The organism is Winogradskyella sp. SM1960, from assembly GCF_020179375.1.
GTDB lineage: Bacteria > Bacteroidota > Bacteroidia > Flavobacteriales > Flavobacteriaceae > Winogradskyella > Winogradskyella marina.
Genome location: NZ_JAICBG010000002.1, coordinates 228,826 through 245,479, shown reverse-complemented (window position 1 = coordinate 245,479; position 16,654 = coordinate 228,826). Strand labels below are relative to the sequence as shown.

The following is a 16,654-nucleotide window of genomic DNA, read 5'->3' as shown; positions in this document are numbered from 1 at the left end:
TTTTATTTACCTAATAGAATTTTCACAACCTTTTTAAAGGCTTTATATGCGCTTTTAAATCTATTTTCTTTAGATGTATTTGCAGCTTCTTTTCCTTCTGGCTGTTTTCCAAAAACATAATTTATTTTTTTTAATGCGGTATAATTATGAGCCAGTAATAACGATTTATATAAATCAAATACAGAAACAATATCTAATCTATTTTCTAAATTAAAATTTTTATTGTAAGACGCTATTTGTGGTTCATTTTCCATTTTATAATGGCTATAATGAAAAAAGCGAAGTGGTGTGTTCTTTGTATTCACATAATACGTTTCGTTTTCGTTTATGATATGACGTTCATGTAAATTCCAATTGGCCATATTATATCCCAAATGTCGTAACACATATACCTTGTCTAAAAACGCAGGGCCATAACCTAACCAAATTTGATCGTAGAAAAAACCTTTCTTTAAATCGTGATAGCCATAGGCCTTCACACGTTTGTCCCACCAAGACACAAATTCTATAATTTCAGGAGTATTATTTACAGCTAAAAAACCTAAATTATAAATACCTGTGCGCATAAGATCTTTATCTAACGGATGGCCAACATCACCTGTTGGACTACAAATATGAGGCGTTAGTACCATCTGATTAGTTTCTAATGCCGTAAACACTTCTTCTAAAGGCGAAAACACTTTAATATCTGGATCTATATAAAGTACGGTTTCATGACCTTCTTTAAATAAATACTGAAATAATTCTGGTTTAACTACCGTACATAACTCCGCAATACCATAGGTGTTTTTTAAACCCTCTACTAAATCTTTAAAAAGTGTTGGAATCCATAGAACAGAATCAGCGCCTAAATCATTATAATCTATAGCATCACTTGGCGCATCTAAAATCGCGATAACAAAACTTTTATCTGGATGCTGTTTTTTAAAAGATACCGCTAAAGTTTTGGCATGTGCCAAATAGTTATTGGCGCATATGGTAAATGCTGCTGTCATTAGTTATTTATTTAATATGTTTTTTATTTTTCTTTTTAGACGGTAATAAATGCTCTGAAACAAATTCTTTTTTTGTTTCCTTTTATTTTTATTATCTAAAATTTGAATCAATTTAGTTTTCAAAGAGTCATTTGAACTATTAAAGGATGCTATCAAATTTTTAAAGAAATTATAATCAGATTCATTGTTACAAACGTTAATATATGTTTCAGAACACTTAATACAATAATTAGTAATTACATTTCTAACATCGTCTTCAAAATAGGTACTATTTAGGATTGGTGCAAATTGACCTAAACTCATTTTTATTTTATCTATTCTCGACTTCTTAGAATAGATTCCAGAATTACTTACACGATAACAAAACGTATCTTCATCTATAAATTTAATTAGCCCTTTAGTTGCTGTACGAATATGTAAAGGCCAATCACCAATAGTAACTTCTTGCATATATTTAGGTACACCTTCATCTTTTATCCAATTTCTAAACAATACACCAGCAGTATGAATATAATTTCCTTTTGCTAGTTTAAAAATATCTGTTGTTTCTTTTGGTAAATCAAATATCGAATAAATAGTATTAGTCTCTTTTTCGTCACTATATATTAAATGTTTCTCATGGTTTGAATCTGAGTAATCAATTTTTCCATTAGTAAACACTAAAGCGTAATCCTCATTAGCTTCCAAAAAATCTACCTGTTTTTGTAATTTTAAAGGGTCTGTCCAATAATCATCGCCTTCACATAAGGCTATATATTTGCCTTGACAGTTTTCTAAAGCCCATACAAAATTAGGCATCATCCCTTTATTTTCAGTATGCTTAGTATAGTTTATCCAAGAACCATTCATATGGTTTTGTTGGATATCTGCTACAATTTTATCCGTATTATCAGGCGAACAATCATCAGCAATAAGTAATTCTACTTCAAAATTACAATCTTGCATTAAGACACCTTCTATGGCTTCTTTTATGTATTTTTCATGACCATAAGTAATCATACAGACAGAAATCATCATACTATATCTCATATTTAAATAATTCTACCTGGCACTCCAACAATGGTACTATAATCAGGAACATCGTTTAATACAACACTTCCTGCGCCAACAGTCACATTACTCCCTACAGTAACATCGGGTAAAATTACAGACGACGCCCCTAATGTAGTGTATTTTCCAATTCTACATCTGCCAAGTATAGTTACGTTGGGGGATACTTCTACGAAGTCACCAATATTACAATCATGTGTAATAATGGTATTGTAATAAATTAAACAACCTTTACCTATGTCTACGGAATTAGATATTTTAGAACCTGATAAAACAGACACCCCTTTATTTATATTAACATCAAAACTACCAACTTCTGCATTTTTAGAAATAACGGAAACAGGTTGTGCTCCTAATTCTATAAATTTCTGATATAAATCCTTTCTATACTTGGGTTGCCCCAATCCTAATACAAAAGATTTATCTTTAGATTTTGATAAATAAGCAGTTACCGCTTCAAAAGAAGTTAATACCCTAAACCTATCATAAATTTTTAAGGGTAAATCAGTGCTAACATTGTCAAAAAAGACAATATCATTATCGGGCAAATCCATATCTACAGATACAATTTGTAATAACTCTTTTGCAAAACCTTTAGCACCAACAATAATCATAACAATTGTTTTTTGATAACAGTAATAATTTGACTCAAATGCGCATCTTCTAACCCAACATATAATGGTAAACACAAAATTCTTGATGATATTGATTCTGAAATTACCAAATGTTGTTGCTCAATATATGGTAATCTATTTAAAGAAGGGTAAAAATAACGTCTAGGAAAAATAGACGCTTGATTTAAAGCGGCTGTTACGCGCAACAGCTCAGTTTCATCTTTAAAAATAACAGGGTAATAACTATAATTCCACTTAGTGTCTTTTCTAATTTTAAGTAATTGTAACTCTGATTCTTTAAAGGCAGCATTATAAGTCTCAACAATATGTTTTCGTTCTTCTAAAATTTCACCCATATAAGGTAACACAGCCAAACCCATAGCAGCTTGTGGCTCACTCATCTTAGCATTAATACCTATACCCTGAAAAACTTCTGGACCATCATGCCCAAAATTATGATGATAAAATAACGTATTATGTAATGCCTCATCTTTAGCAAATAAGGCGCCTCCTTCTCCTGTATGGAACAATTTAGTTGCATGAAAACTACAGGTACTTACATCGCCATAATTAAAAATAGACTCGTCTTTGTAGTTAACGCCAAAACAATGTGCCGCATCATAAATTACTTTCAGTCCATGCTTTTTTGCAATAGTTTCAATAGCCTCTATAGCGCAAGGATTCCCAAAAACATGGGTAGCTAAAATAGCGGAAGTATTTGGTGTTATTACTGCTTCTATTTTGGTTTCATCTATAGTTAAATATTCAGGATGTATATCCACAAAAACAGGTGTGCACCCCTCCCAAACAATACTAGACGTGGTGGCAACATAACTAAAAGGCGTGGTTATAACTTCACCTTTTAACTGTAAAGCTTTAATGGCTATTTGTAATGGTAACGTACCATTAGTCATGGCAATAATGTTAGACGTCCCTAAATACGATTGTAGTTTAGCTTCAAGTTCTTGAACCAAAACCCCTCTGTTAGTCATCCATCCCGTATCCCAAGCTTTTTTCAAAATAGCTTGGTACTCGGTTTGTGATGGTAAAAATGTTTTAGTGACGTTTATCATTTAATATCACTAGTTTTATTTTCCCACGGAAAATTATCATGTTTAGGCTCTTTTTTCAAAAATTCACACAGTTTAAAATAATCTTTTTGATTTGAAGTATTAATAACAATTAGTTTTTCGGGTTGTGCTCTAAAATAATCTTTCACAAAACTATTATGGTCATTATACTTTTTTATTAAAGTAGCCTTGTTATACAAATCATCATCAGGTGTATTAAAAACTTGCTTTATATAATCATACGCTAAACCTTTATAACGGTAAGTCGCATTTTTAAGTTCTCTAAGGCCAGGTGGTTTTTCTCCATCGGACCATAACTTTGAATGAAAATTAACCATTGAATTATACCATTGTTCATCATTATCCCTAACTGTAAGTACGAATTTTGCATTAGGAAACTTTTGTTCTAACACTATAAAAGTATAGGGTAATGAAAAAGGAATATCTTGAAAAGCAGTAGCACTTTTAGCGTAATTTATAATTGTTTTAAAGTCTCTATTACACCAATTAGGCATTAGCACCTCAGCATCCTCTTGATTACCTAATCCAAAATTAAAATCATTAAGAACCTTTGCAATGGTAGTTGTTCCAGTTTTATTAAAACCTATACAGAATATTTTTGGTTTATTTTTTAAATAAAAATTCATAAAAAGATTAATATTAAAATGGATTTACATAATCTATCCCTTTACTTTTAAGAACTTTCATATAAAACTGTTCATAGTTCTCAATATAATCAATAACTTTAGGAGTTATCAGCTCATTTCTATTTTCGGTTTTATTTTCTGTTACATTAATTTTATCTTCCGTATGGATGAACTCTAATTCTTTTTTACTAAACCCTTGATGAATTAAAAAATCAATCAAATCCTTACTTAGTGATTCTTGTTTTAAGAAAGTAACTTCAGCTAAATCTTCTTTAAAAAGAGTTTCATTTTCTAAATACTCCTTATTTAATTTTTTAATTACACATTTTGGTTCTTTAAAGAAAAAATAAATAAATTGCAATGAAAATACCCCTATCTTGATATCTTTAGGTTTCTTTTCATATGAATTCTCTCCTACTAAAACTAAATAATCAATATATTCATCAATACTTAAATTTGGAAAATTAGGGAAGTTTTTCTCAAGGATGTTTTTCTCTAGTGCTGGTCTTCCTTTCCAAAACTGGAATTCATAAGCGGATATCAATCTATTATAAGGATTTCTAACTACAGATACAATTGTTTTATTTTTATCTTTTTCAGGTATTTGAGAATAAACACCATGTTGATCTGAATGATTTACAACCCCTTGTTTAAATTTTATATTAGGCAAAATCAACTCCTCATAAGGAGGTTTCATTATTTTTAATTTTTTAGCAATTTTAAAAAACCTGTTTCTTTCAAATCTGTTTTTATATATTTTCTTTAAAACAGACCTTACAAAAGTACTCCCTGTTTTAGGTAAATTTAATAGTACAAACTTTTCAGTAATTATCATTTTATATTGTTTTAATATAATTAGTCTCCAATAAAAACGATGGCCAAATTTCATCTTTATGAATAATTTGAAAAACCAAAATACTGTTCACCCTTAAAATTGGTTCACTACTATTTTTTTTAGTTACAGATATATTTAAAGAATATATACCTTTTGACAATTGTAACTTTTTATGCTCTATAATAAAACTGATAGAGTTATTTTTTTTATTAATATCTGTATCTAAAGTATTTGCATGCAATAAAGCTACTGGTCGTTGTTCTTTATCATAAATAGAAATATTAAATGTTGGAATCTCATCATAGTTGATCGATTTAAACTTAAAGCTTACTAGAAGATTATCTCCCCAATTTAATTGAGGTAATTCCTCACTACCGCCCGCAGTATTTAACAACTCTACTTCTTCAAGCTGAATAGAATGGTCTGTAAAAACTACATTACTTTCATTATCAGCAAATCGTCTATAATACAAATCAATAGCTTTCCCTACATCTTCCCCTTGAAATTGAGCACAACCATGTTCCATTAAAATAATCTGAGAACAAATACGCGATATCATAGGCATACTATGAGACACAAAAATGATTGCCGTGTTGGGTAAAATAGTATCAATAGTCTTAAAACATTTCAATATAAAACCTAAATCACCAACGGCTAATACCTCATCAATAATCAATACGTCTGGTTCCATTTGTGCGGCTACAGCAAAGCCTAAACGTACCTTCATACCAGAACTATAATGTTGTACCGGCATATCTATAAAGTCTTCTAATTCTGCAAAGGCAATAATAGCCTCTAATTTGTTATCAATCTCTTTACGGCTAAAGCCTAATATAGCACCATTATTATAAATATTTTCACGACCACTAAGTATAGGGTTAAAACCAGCGCCTAATTCTATAAGCGCACCAATACGGCCTTTCATGGTAACCTTACCTGCGTCTGGGTTGATAAGCCCATTAAGTATTTTTAAAAGGGTACTTTTCCCTGCTCCATTATGCCCAATTAACCCCAAACATTCTCCACGTCTCAGCTCAAAACTAATATCCTTAACCGCCCAAAACTCTTTAGGACGCAACAAGCGGTCTTCATTAGAACCAGAGATACCACTCACCAAATCCTTTAATCCATACCAAAGGCTAGTTTTAAGATCTTTGCAAAACTTTTTGCTCAAACCCTCAACCTTAACAAGGACAGCATCATCTGCTACTATTTCATTTTTATCAGACATCTAAATCTATTAATCTTTTCTATCTACATACCATAATTTAAAACCTCTCCCTAGCTCTCCCCAACTCTTCCCAAGCTCCTTCCCTTTTTCCAAGGGAAGGTGGATTTGTTTTCCCTTTAAAAAAAACAAAGACGGAAGGGTTTTCTATTCCCAACTCCAATTCCACTTCAAACCCTATATTCCAACATCTCATCCGTTTCACTAGGAAGGTGGATTTGATTTAGATGTAAAGAAGTCAAAAACTTGTCTACCATACAGGCAGATGGATAGGTTTTTCTTCGTGCTTCCAACTTCAAACTTCCCACTTCCAACTTCAAACTTCTCCAACTCAACAACAAACAGCTCAACACCCATCTACGCACTCAACCGTTCCACAATAATTGGAATTGAAATACGATAAATAATCAATCCTAAAAATAAAAATGGGATACAAACAGCCAAAACCATAAAAAAATAATTGAGGTGGACTGGTGTAAAGCCAACAACCAAATCTCTAGCGGTTAACAGAATCGGAGTAATAGGATTATAGGTCATTATTGTTTTCATAATACCTGTTTTAGGAATGGCATACACTACAGGAGTTACATACATTAAAAACTGCATGCTAAAGGTGATGACTTTACCAATATCTTTATACAAAAGGCCTAATGGAGTTAAAAACAAGCCTACGGTAGTTCCAAAAATAATAGCACCCAAAATAGCGACAGGAAACAACAGTAAGCTCCATTGTAAACCCACACCATAAAGAAGTACAAATGCTACTAATATGAGTATTTTAATACATGTATCAAATAATAATTTATAAATACCTGAGAGTAACAAGGCTTCTTTTGGGAAATTAATTTTAGTCAATATTCCTTTGGCAGCTTGCGTACTGGTCATTGGCGAATTAATAGACGCCACAATAATAGACCAAATCAAAGTTCCAGAAAAGGCATAAACAGGGTATGGAATTCCAGTATCAGATAATTTAATGGTACCACTACTATTTAAGAAAACCCATACAGCAGCCGTAGTAATAGGCATAATAAAAGCCCATATAATCCCTAAATAAGATTGGCGGTACATCGCTTTAATATCGCGTTCTGCCAATTGCCGCGCTAAAAACCGTGACCGAAACATATCGCTTAAGCTCGCTTTTAAAAGCGCACCAAATCTAATGGTTCTTTCTTTCTGGTAAACTCGAGTTTCTAAGGCCATGTACAGTTACAAATACTAAGGAAAAAATCCTTTTTTCAATCGGGCTAATATACTAATTCCATTTAAAAATTGAAAGATGGTTAATAGAATAAAACAAGTATTTAACCAGTTGTGATTCAGAGCAAAAATCAAACTCACCGTCCTAACTTTCTTCGATTGATCAACCACCTCTTATTGACAAAAGGAGATGCGCAAGTTGAAAACCAAAATAATTAATAAAAACGACAAACTTCGGGGTTTGTGGTATAGTGGAAAGAGTTGTAGCAAAGAACAAACCACCTACTAGAGCTCACCTTTTTTTTTAAGAAAGTATAAACCATTCAAAAAGCAAAATCGCAAAAACCAATCTCAAAAATGACAACCGTATCCCGCTCCCCTCTTTTTTTTCAAAGAGGGGAATGAATTTGCCAAGGAACGAGGTAAAGAAAGGGGAGTTCAAACCAGATCTATCAATCAAAATTATTTCTATGGACTATTTCAGCAAAGGAACGAGCTGGCGCATAGGCAAAATTCACCTATAAAAATAAAGATAAAAGGTAGTACCTCAACCCACTCCCCTCTTTTTTCAAAGAGGGGAATGAATTCACCGAGGAACGAGGTGAAGACTTGTAAATTAAATAAACTCAAACCCACCGTCTAAATCTTCTACAGCGGTTCATCCAACTCCCTTTTTCTAAAAGGAGGAGCTCATAAAGGAGTCCAAATAAAGTTATATAAAACAAGACACCTTATCGTTCCATTTATAAGAAAAACATAAAGTAAACCACCTACCACAACTATCTTCTTTTTTTTTAAAGAAAAGTTTAAACAATAAAAAAAAGGAAAATCCCAAAAAAATGATCAATAGAACAACCTAATACCGCTCCCCTCTTTTTTTCAAAGAGGGGAATGAATTCACCGAGGCACGAGGTGAAGAAAGGGGAGTTCTGCAAGGCGAAGAAACTAGAGTTCAAAAAAGAAACTACAAATCAAGCAACCTCACTCTCATCATCCAATTCATCCGAACCTAAATACTTCTTCAAATCTTTAGCAGTCATACAAATCTCAAAATCTTTATGTTGTAAATAACTTGTATAACCATCTTCTAAAGATTTTTTTTGATAATCACGTCTTAAAGCTTCATCATCAATTGGTCCTTTATGATAAATGTTTGTATTCAAATAATCAAATAAAACATTTACAGGAAGGTTAAATACGGAACAAAAATCATAAATATGAATGTATTGGCGAGTTCCTAATTGGCGTTCATCACGTATAAATTGCATAATGTTTCGAGCAGTACGCATACTTAAACCAGTGATTTGCTGCACATCTGTTGAGGTTAAAAATAATTTTTTCTTTTCCATTTGGGGCTGTTTAAAGTTCAATAAAATTAATTAACTACAATTTATAAAACCGACTGAACTTCAGACCATTAAAAACATTGATTTTCGACAAAACGCAATTACAAGTAAGAAAATACATTACACATATATAACTAATGCATTTCATCGAATACGATACATATTTAGACCAAAAACAAAAACCTTATAATTCAACGTATGATTATACAACAATTTAAGTCAACTTGGCAACTTAATAATATATATATATCTAGAGTATAGATGGTGTATGGATAGTGTATGAGAAGTGTATTAAACCCCAAATACAACTAAATCAACCCATTGTAAAATCAGCAATAAAAGACAATAACGGCAATAAAAACAAATCAAGTGCCTTTTCGGAAATCTCAGAATAAACGCCCTTAGCTTCCACCTAAATTTGTCATATCAGTAGTCAAGGTATCAACCTCGTGTTCAATAAGGCGCCAATGATAATCGAAGTTCTTACAATGAGTAGTGGTATAAATTTTTAATAATAACTTTAAACCCCATTTCAAATGGCAAAATTAAGAAGCCTAATAAAGGTCGAAGGAACCCTGGACGATCTTACCTTTTACAAGGGCAAAGAAGGGTATTTAGTAAGAACCAAAGGTGGTGTAAGTGCAAATCGCATTAAAAGTGACCCTGCATTTGCAAGAACTAGAGAAAATGGTTCAGAATTTGGACATTGTGCAACCAGTGGTAAAATACTGCGTCGTGCAATCATTAACTTAATAGCTGATGCTAAAGACAATCGTGTCACATCACGTTTAACTCAAGCGATGAGTAAAGTTAAGAATTCGGACATTACGTCCGTACGTGGTCAACGACAAGTAGCCATTGGCCTAGCAACACCAGAAGGAAGAGCACATTTAGTAGGCTTCGACTTCAATAACAATGCACAATTAAGCTCCGTGCTGCGATCTGATTTTACATTAGATAGCACTACCGGAGAAGTAAACATTGTAGATCTAACCCCAAATCACGACTTAGGGATTCCCGGAGGAGCAACACATGTAAGTTTCAGTGCAGGATTTCTAAATCTCGATTTCAGTTCCGGTGACAAGGAGTTGCAAGTGAGCCCTATCGTTAATTTACCAATTAACGGTATCGCATCCACAGTAACCTTAACACCTCCAACTGTTCCATCAGGTACTGGAAATCAGTTTTACTTCCTAAAAGTAGCATTCTTTCAAGAAGTAAACAGCATACAATACCCCTTAAACAACGGAGCCTTCAATGCGCTTCAGTTAATAGAGGTGCTGTAAACACAATCACCCATTTTAAAAGCTGCCCTAAAAAGGCAGCTTTTTTTTTGCCATAAAATTTAAAATAAACAATTCCAAAAAGCATAACCTAACCCATTCCCCTCTTTTTTACAGAGAACGACCGAGCGTATAAAAATAGTCCAGTAAACTATTTTAGCGACGGGGCGATCCAGTGAGGGGCAAATTTACCGAGGAACAAGCTAAAGAAACGGGTGTTCCTACGAAGTCAAATATATTCTATACCTTTAATTCATGCCAAAACAAAAACTACACACCAAAAAAGAATTAAAAGAATACAGAAGAGTACTGCGAAAAAACTTAACACCTGCAGAAGCTTTTTTATGGAAACATTTAAAATCAAGACAGCTTAGCAATAGAAAATTTCAAAGACAACATAGTATAGGCTATTATATCGTTGATTTCTACTGTGCCGCGGAAAAACTCATCATAGAATTAGATGGAGAAGTCCATAATAATCATAAAACTCAAGACTATGATAATAAACGAACCTTATACTTAGAAAATTTAGGTTACAAAGTCATCCGTTTTGAAAACAAAATGGTTTTTGAAAATCTCCCATCTGTTTTAGGGGAAATAAGTGATAGTTTCACAAAGTAAATTAAAATCAAACCCACCGTCTAAACCTTCTTCGGCGGTTTAGCCACCTCCCTTTTCTAAAGGGAGGTGCACATAGTGGAGACCATAGAAAGCTATATTAAACAACAAGCTTTCTGTGTTATTAGGCCAAAAAGTAAATAAGGAAGATAACAAGCTACAAAAGAATTTCAATTAAAACCTACCAAGCCTACTCCCCTCTTTTGCAAAGAGGGGAATGAATTCGCGAGGAACGAGGGAAGAAAGGGGTGTTTGAAAGGGGAGTTCAAGAATCAAAACTATCCCAAGTAATCCCCAACCCTTCCCGTACAGTAAACCGCGGCTCATACCCTAACAAATCTCGTGCTTTAGAAATATCCGCTAAAGAATCTCTAACATCACCTTGTCGATTAGGCCCGTAAACAGCTTTCAAATCAGAATCTGCTGCAAGTCGCAACGACTCCCATAAATAATTAATGGTAATTCGCTCACCACAAGCCACATTAAAAACCTCATTCTTAGCGTCTTTTGAAGCAAAAAAGCCTTTAACATTGGCTTGCACCACGTTGTCTATAAAGGTAAAATCTCTGGTTTGTTCTCCATCCCCATTTATTTTTGGAGAGGTATTATCTTTAAGCGCTTGCATAAATAAAGGAATTACTGCTGCATAAGCACCATCCGGACTTTGTTTTGGCCCAAACACATTAAAGTAACGTAAACCAATAACATCCGTATCATAAGTGGTTCCAAAAACATCAGCATACAATTCGTTGACGTACTTGGTTACCGCATAAGGAGATAAAGGTTTACCAATAGTACCTTCTACTTTAGGCAACGCTTTACTATCACCATAAGTTGAACTAGACGCTGCATACACCATACGTTTCACAGTTGGACTATCCTTAAGGGCAATCATCATATTTAAAAACCCAGAGATATTTACGGCATTAGTCGTTGCTGGATCGTTTATTGAACGTGGTACAGAACCTAAGGCCGCTTGGTGCGACACAAAATCCATACCATCCACAGCTTTTTTACAAGTCTCTAAATCTCGAATATCTCCTTCAATCAATTCAAAGGCAGGATGATCCATAAACTCCGTTAAGTTCTCACGGTGACCATTAGAGAAGTTATCTAAAACACGGACTTTTTTCGCCTTATATTTTAGTAAATATTCAGCCAGGTTAGAGCCAATAAAGCCGCCACCTCCAGTAATTAAAAAACTGAACTGTGATAAGTCTGTGTTGTGATGTGGGTTTTCGTACATTATAATCTGGCGTCTACAGTGTTTATTGGCAATAATGATTTTACATCGAATACAACACCGGTTTGTGATTTTAATTTGGCGATATCTATTTCTAAGAATTCGTTATGAGAAACGGCTAAAATAACAGCATCATAATCCGTACTTAATTTATCAAAATCACTAATTAAGTCCAATTTATACTCATGCTTTACTTCTTCTTTAGATGCCCAAGGATCAAAAACATCTACATTAACGTGATAGGTTTCTAATTCTTCAATAATATCAATGACTCTAGAGTTTCTGATATCCGGACAATTCTCTTTAAAGGTAATCCCTAAAACAAGGGCTTTTGCACCTTTTATCGTCGCTCCTTTTTTAATCATCATCTTTACAGTTTCGGTTGCTACATAGCTTCCCATACTGTCATTCATCTTACGACCTGCTAAAATAATCTCTGGATTATAACCCGATTCAATAGCTTTTTGTGCTAAATAATAAGGGTCAACTCCGATACAATGACCTCCAACTAATCCTGGTGAAAATTTCAAGAAATTCCACTTCGTTCCAGCAGCCTCTAAAACAGCCTTAGTATCAATATCGAGCAGCCTAAATATTTTAGACAATTCATTAACAAAGGCAATATTGATATCGCGTTGCGAATTCTCAATCACTTTAGCCGCTTCAGCCACCTTTATCGAAGGAGCTAAATGCGTACCTGCAGTAATTACTTTTTTATAAAGTTCATCAACTTTTATCGCAACTTCTGGTGTAGAACCAGAGGTTACTTTTAATATTTTGGTCACCGTATGAAGTTTATCTCCTGGGTTAATTCGTTCTGGAGAATAACCAGCGTAAAAATCAGTATTATAAACGAATCCAGAGGATGCTTCTAAAACAGGAATACAAATATCTTCGGTCGCTCCAGGGTAAACTGTTGATTCATAAACCACAATATCACCTTTAGACAACACCTTACCAACAGTTTCACTCGCCTTAATTAAAGGTGTAAACACAGGTTTATTTAAAGCATCTGTAGGTGTAGGTACAGTAATGATATAATAATTAGTCACGGCTAAAGCGTCTAAATCATCTGTAATATAAAGTCCCTTATCCGCGTTTAAGTCTGTAGTTAATACAGATTTTAAGTGCTCATTTTCAACTTCCAGAGTTTTATCGAGCCCTGAATTTAATTCACTGATACGTTGTTTATTAATATCGAAACCAACAACAAAAAATTGTTTAGCAAATTCTACGGCAAGCGGTAAACCAACATAACCTAATCCTATAATGGCAATTTTATCTTCTGAATGATTCATTTATTTAAAATAGATTTTAAAATAAGTGTCAAATCTAAGTAAAAACTGTAATTCTGAACGTAATTTTTATTAATTTTCACTTTATCAGCCCAAATAATCGTTCTATTGTAGTGTTCAGGGTCTTTGCGAACTGCTAAAAGCTGTTCTTCATGCCTGTATTTTAAGCTTGCCGGACCTGTTATACCGGGTTTCACCTTTAAAATAATCCGATCTTCGCCTTTCAATTCATCTGCAAAACCCTGCAAATCAGGTCGCGGCCCTACCAAACTCATATCACCTATTAACACATTAAAAAGCTGAGGAAGTTCGTTTAATTTCGATTGTCTCAAAAACCTCCCCATTGAAGACGCAAGGTGATCTAACTGTCCTAATTGATGTGCACCGTCTGCTAACGTTCTTAGTTTATAAATTCTGAATAGTTTGCCATACTGACCAACCCGAAGCTGAGAATATATGCCCCATTGTTTTGTATCTATAGTCGCAATAAGCATTAATAATAGAATAGGAATAATTAGTAATGGCAAAAACACCAACACAACGGCAACATCAAAAATACGTTTGACTTTAAGTTGCGTTTTACTGATCATGAAGGTCTAATTTAATATAAGTGATTCAAAAAGTTTTTATTACAACCAGAAAGAAGAGTAGTAATCTTTAATCGTGTGTATAGTATCCAAAATAAAAACACTTTACTAGCTTCACTTTACACTTCTCACTTCAAGCTCCCAACTCCAAGCTTCAAGCTTCCAACTCCATGCTTCAAACTTCCAACTTCCAACTTCCAACTTCAAGCTTCATACTCCATGCTTCCAACTTCCAACTTCCTCATCAAATCCTCCGCAAAAACCCCTTCACCTTCTCAAAAACAGACTGTCTATCCTTTTCATGATAAGAATTCCCATAAACTCCATAGCCATAGCCATAACCGTAGCCATAACCGTAGCCATAGCCATAATTACTATTGTTTTTATGCCTATAGAAATTGAGAACAAAGCTCACATTTTTAAGTTCACCTGAACGGTATTTTGCATTCACCAATTGCAACATTCCTTTCTTAGTATAATCTAAGCGGACCATGAATATTGTCGCATCAGCATATTGTGTTAATTCTAAAGCATCAGTTACCAAACCTAATGGAGGTGTATCTAATATAATCATATCATACGTCTCCTTAAGCGAATCTATAAGTGCCTTTAAATTATCACTCATTAATAACTCTGAAGGATTTGGAGGTACTGGTCCAGAAGGAACAACATCCAAATTTTCAATATGCGTATGCGTCACAATATCCTCAAAAGTATCATCACCAATGAGGTAATTTACCACACCTTTTTCGTTGGTGATATTAAAATCATCAAAGATTTTAGGTTTACGTAAATCCAATCCTAATAAAATCGTCTTTTTACCAGAAAGTGCATAAACGGTAGCAATGTTTATAGACGTAAATGTTTTTCCTTCACCACTAACAGAAGAAGTTACCATTAAAGTATTAGCTCGAGTATTAGCCCCTGTCTTTTTAAAAATAAACTGCAAGCTAGACCGAATAGCTCTAAAGGATTCGGCTACTGCAGATTTTGGTTTCTCATAAGATACCAGGTTATTTTTATAGCGGTATTTCCCTACCAAGCCCAATATGGGAATAGTAGACATTCGCGTTATCTCATCGGATCCATGAATCGTGTTATCTAACAAATACACAAAGAAGATTAATAACATCGGAATGAAAAACCCAAGCATTAAGCCCATCATATAATTAAGACTCTTATTAGGTCCTATTAAACCTCCACCTATATCTTTGGCTTCATCTACAATACTAAGGTCAGAAATATTAGCCGCTTTAACAATGGCAGCTTCGCTACGTTTTGCTAAATAAATGTCGTAAGCCTCTTGGCTCATATCTAATTGTCGTTGAATCTTTAAAAACTCCTGTTCATCCTCAGGCAAACCACTCAACTCAGCTTCTAAATTCGCAATATTCCGTTGTAAGGTGTTTAATTGAATTGTAATAGTGCGCTCTGTGGCATCAATAGTCTCAAGAAGCACATTCTTTTCAGAGTCTATACGACGGTCTAATTCTTTAAAAAGCCCTGAACCTTCTTTAGTGGTGTACTCTAAGTTTTGGCGTTCAGCAGCCAAGGCTATAATGTTTGAAACACTTCTTTGAATATTACCTTCTTCTATCCCAACACTTGTAGGAGCAGCAATACCTGTATAATCCGTTTTGGTATTTAAATACGTTTCAAGACTATTTAAGTAATCCAATTTAGACTCTTCTGCTTGTTTGGCTTGTTCAAACTGCCGTAGTTCATTGGATATTTGAGTAATTTCGGCACTAACATCAAAAACCTTATTATCTTTTCGGAATTGATTCATCTCATCCGTAACGTCTTTTAGGTTAACATTAGTGGCAGCGAGACTACTATCAATAAACTTAATGGTATTGGTCGCGTATAAGTTCTTCCGCTCTAACTCTGTCTCACTTAAAACTGCAGCTGTAGTGTTCAGATAATCTACAATCTTGTCTTTATTATTTCCTGTCAATTCTAGTTTTAATATAGAAGCTGAAGCTGCAGAAACCGTACCGATTTGAATATTTGATTTATAGGAATTAACAACACCATCAAAATCACTAAACTTAATAAAATATTCTGATCCTGACGTAATGTTTTGAGAAGGCTTTACAACCACCTGACCATTTAAAAAGGGCAAGTCTATAGTCTCTCCACTTTTAAACGGTTTAGAAAATTCTCCAGTAGGCACTTGAATTCGAGATCTAGATTTATCTCCGTAGATTTGAGCCGATGCACTTGCCCCTTCAAATGCCGTAAATACTTCAAACTCACTATCACTTACAAATCGTATACCTACAGGGTAATTAAGAACCTGTGCTTTAGACTTATCGATAATAAACTCAAAGGGAGCTTTTTTATAAATATCTACCTTACGATACTTCCCTTCCTCCAAATAATCCATATAGTATTGGAGCGAATCCACTACCTTTTCATTGTGCGTCCGCGTTTTAATAGCGGTCATAATCTTCCCTACTTTACCTGAAACCCCACCCCAATTAAAAGATATACTTGTATTTGCTGTAAAAAAAGGGTTCTGATCGTTATCTACAGAAATTAGGGAATCCAAACGGTAAACATTTTGCTTTCTTACATTGATAAAATAAGCAATTAGAAGAGCGGTCCCTATGCAAATCAACACAAATTTCCATAAGTTTA

15 protein-coding genes are annotated in these 16,654 nt (G+C 33.9%); 2 read left to right on the top strand and 13 right to left on the bottom strand.

Annotation, left to right across the window (positions count from 1 at the left end; genetic code table 11):
- Positions 1 to 2: 2 nt before the first annotated feature.
- From K1X16_RS07010 to K1X16_RS06970, 9 genes are all read right to left on the bottom strand, one after another.
- The gene (locus K1X16_RS07010) at positions 3 to 995 is read right to left on the bottom strand and encodes a hypothetical protein (protein WP_225035555.1); all 993 of its coding nucleotides are present in this window, start codon (positions 993 to 995) and stop codon (positions 3 to 5) included.
- Between the two features lie 3 nt (positions 996 to 998).
- A complete protein-coding gene (locus K1X16_RS07005) occupies positions 999 to 2,024 on the bottom strand; it encodes a glycosyltransferase family 2 protein (protein WP_225035554.1) in 1,026 nt (341 codons plus the stop codon).
- 2 nt (positions 2,025 to 2,026) lie between these two features.
- Entirely contained in the window at positions 2,027 to 2,659 is a 633-nt protein-coding gene (locus tag K1X16_RS07000) for an acetyltransferase (protein ID WP_225035553.1), read from the bottom strand.
- A complete protein-coding gene (locus K1X16_RS06995) occupies positions 2,656 to 3,732 on the bottom strand; it encodes a DegT/DnrJ/EryC1/StrS family aminotransferase (protein ID WP_225035552.1) in 1,077 nt (358 codons plus the stop codon). The genes K1X16_RS07000 and K1X16_RS06995 overlap by 4 nt, the downstream gene beginning before the upstream one ends.
- Entirely contained in the window at positions 3,729 to 4,376 is a 648-nt protein-coding gene (locus K1X16_RS06990; RefSeq protein ID WP_225035551.1) for a sulfotransferase, read from the bottom strand. The genes K1X16_RS06995 and K1X16_RS06990 overlap by 4 nt, the downstream gene beginning before the upstream one ends.
- Before the next feature lie 13 nt (positions 4,377 to 4,389).
- Positions 4,390 to 5,211: a sulfotransferase family 2 domain-containing protein gene (locus K1X16_RS06985; RefSeq protein WP_225035550.1), complete on the bottom strand. Its 822-nt coding sequence runs from the start codon at positions 5,209 to 5,211 to the stop codon at positions 4,390 to 4,392.
- Between the two features lies 1 nt (position 5,212).
- Entirely contained in the window at positions 5,213 to 6,442 is a 1,230-nt protein-coding gene (locus K1X16_RS06980; protein WP_225035549.1) for a polysaccharide ABC transporter ATP-binding protein, read from the bottom strand.
- 354 nt (positions 6,443 to 6,796) lie between these two features.
- Entirely contained in the window at positions 6,797 to 7,642 is an 846-nt protein-coding gene (locus K1X16_RS06975; RefSeq protein WP_225035548.1) for an ABC transporter permease, read from the bottom strand.
- A 968-nt stretch (positions 7,643 to 8,610) separates the two neighbouring features.
- Positions 8,611 to 8,988 (bottom strand): hypothetical protein, encoded by a 378-nt coding sequence (locus K1X16_RS06970; protein WP_225035547.1) that lies wholly within the window; start codon positions 8,986 to 8,988, stop codon positions 8,611 to 8,613.
- Positions 8,989 to 9,785: 797 nt separating this feature from the next.
- On the opposite strand from K1X16_RS06970, the gene K1X16_RS06965 reads away from it, so the two are divergent.
- Positions 9,786 to 10,271 (top strand): hypothetical protein, encoded by a 486-nt coding sequence (locus K1X16_RS06965; protein ID WP_225035546.1) that lies wholly within the window; start codon positions 9,786 to 9,788, stop codon positions 10,269 to 10,271.
- A 252-nt stretch (positions 10,272 to 10,523) separates the two neighbouring features.
- The gene (locus tag K1X16_RS06960) at positions 10,524 to 10,889 is read left to right on the top strand and encodes an endonuclease domain-containing protein (protein WP_225035545.1); all 366 of its coding nucleotides are present in this window, start codon (positions 10,524 to 10,526) and stop codon (positions 10,887 to 10,889) included.
- A 262-nt stretch (positions 10,890 to 11,151) separates the two neighbouring features.
- Here K1X16_RS06960 and K1X16_RS06955 read toward each other — a convergent pair whose 3' ends face one another.
- The 4 genes from K1X16_RS06955 to K1X16_RS06940 all read right to left on the bottom strand — a co-directional run bounded on the left by K1X16_RS06955 (position 11,152) and on the right by K1X16_RS06940 (position 16,565).
- Entirely contained in the window at positions 11,152 to 12,132 is a 981-nt protein-coding gene (locus K1X16_RS06955; RefSeq protein ID WP_225035544.1) for an SDR family oxidoreductase, read from the bottom strand.
- Positions 12,132 to 13,427 (bottom strand): nucleotide sugar dehydrogenase, encoded by a 1,296-nt coding sequence (locus tag K1X16_RS06950; protein ID WP_225035543.1) that lies wholly within the window; start codon positions 13,425 to 13,427, stop codon positions 12,132 to 12,134. Before K1X16_RS06950 ends, K1X16_RS06955 begins: the two co-directional genes overlap by 1 nt.
- Positions 13,424 to 14,014 carry a sugar transferase gene (locus tag K1X16_RS06945; RefSeq protein ID WP_225035542.1) on the bottom strand — a complete coding sequence of 197 codons (591 nt, stop codon included), beginning with the start codon at positions 14,012 to 14,014 and terminating at the stop codon, positions 13,424 to 13,426. Before K1X16_RS06945 ends, K1X16_RS06950 begins: the two co-directional genes overlap by 4 nt.
- Positions 14,015 to 14,255: 241 nt before the next feature.
- A complete protein-coding gene (locus K1X16_RS06940) occupies positions 14,256 to 16,565 on the bottom strand; it encodes a polysaccharide biosynthesis tyrosine autokinase (RefSeq protein WP_225035541.1) in 2,310 nt (769 codons plus the stop codon).
- Between the last annotated feature and the right edge of the window lie 89 nt (positions 16,566 to 16,654).

Coding starts and splice junctions, on each gene's coding strand:
- K1X16_RS07010 (WP_225035555.1), bottom strand. CDS start 995: ATGACAGCAGCATTTACCATATGCGCCAATAACTATTTGGCACATGCC.
- K1X16_RS07005 (WP_225035554.1), bottom strand. CDS start 2,024: ATGAGATATAGTATGATGATTTCTGTCTGTATGATTACTTATGGTCAT.
- K1X16_RS07000 (WP_225035553.1), bottom strand. CDS start 2,659: ATGATTATTGTTGGTGCTAAAGGTTTTGCAAAAGAGTTATTACAAATT.
- K1X16_RS06995 (WP_225035552.1), bottom strand. CDS start 3,732: ATGATAAACGTCACTAAAACATTTTTACCATCACAAACCGAGTACCAA.
- K1X16_RS06990 (WP_225035551.1), bottom strand. CDS start 4,376: ATGAATTTTTATTTAAAAAATAAACCAAAAATATTCTGTATAGGTTTT.
- K1X16_RS06985 (WP_225035550.1), bottom strand. CDS start 5,211: ATGATAATTACTGAAAAGTTTGTACTATTAAATTTACCTAAAACAGGG.
- K1X16_RS06980 (WP_225035549.1), bottom strand. CDS start 6,442: ATGTCTGATAAAAATGAAATAGTAGCAGATGATGCTGTCCTTGTTAAG.
- K1X16_RS06975 (WP_225035548.1), bottom strand. CDS start 7,642: ATGGCCTTAGAAACTCGAGTTTACCAGAAAGAAAGAACCATTAGATTT.
- K1X16_RS06970 (WP_225035547.1), bottom strand. CDS start 8,988: ATGGAAAAGAAAAAATTATTTTTAACCTCAACAGATGTGCAGCAAATC.
- K1X16_RS06965 (WP_225035546.1), top strand. CDS start 9,786: ATGAGTAAAGTTAAGAATTCGGACATTACGTCCGTACGTGGTCAACGA.
- K1X16_RS06960 (WP_225035545.1), top strand. CDS start 10,524: ATGCCAAAACAAAAACTACACACCAAAAAAGAATTAAAAGAATACAGA.
- K1X16_RS06955 (WP_225035544.1), bottom strand. CDS start 12,132: ATGTACGAAAACCCACATCACAACACAGACTTATCACAGTTCAGTTTT.
- K1X16_RS06950 (WP_225035543.1), bottom strand. CDS start 13,427: ATGAATCATTCAGAAGATAAAATTGCCATTATAGGATTAGGTTATGTT.
- K1X16_RS06945 (WP_225035542.1), bottom strand. CDS start 14,014: ATGATCAGTAAAACGCAACTTAAAGTCAAACGTATTTTTGATGTTGCC.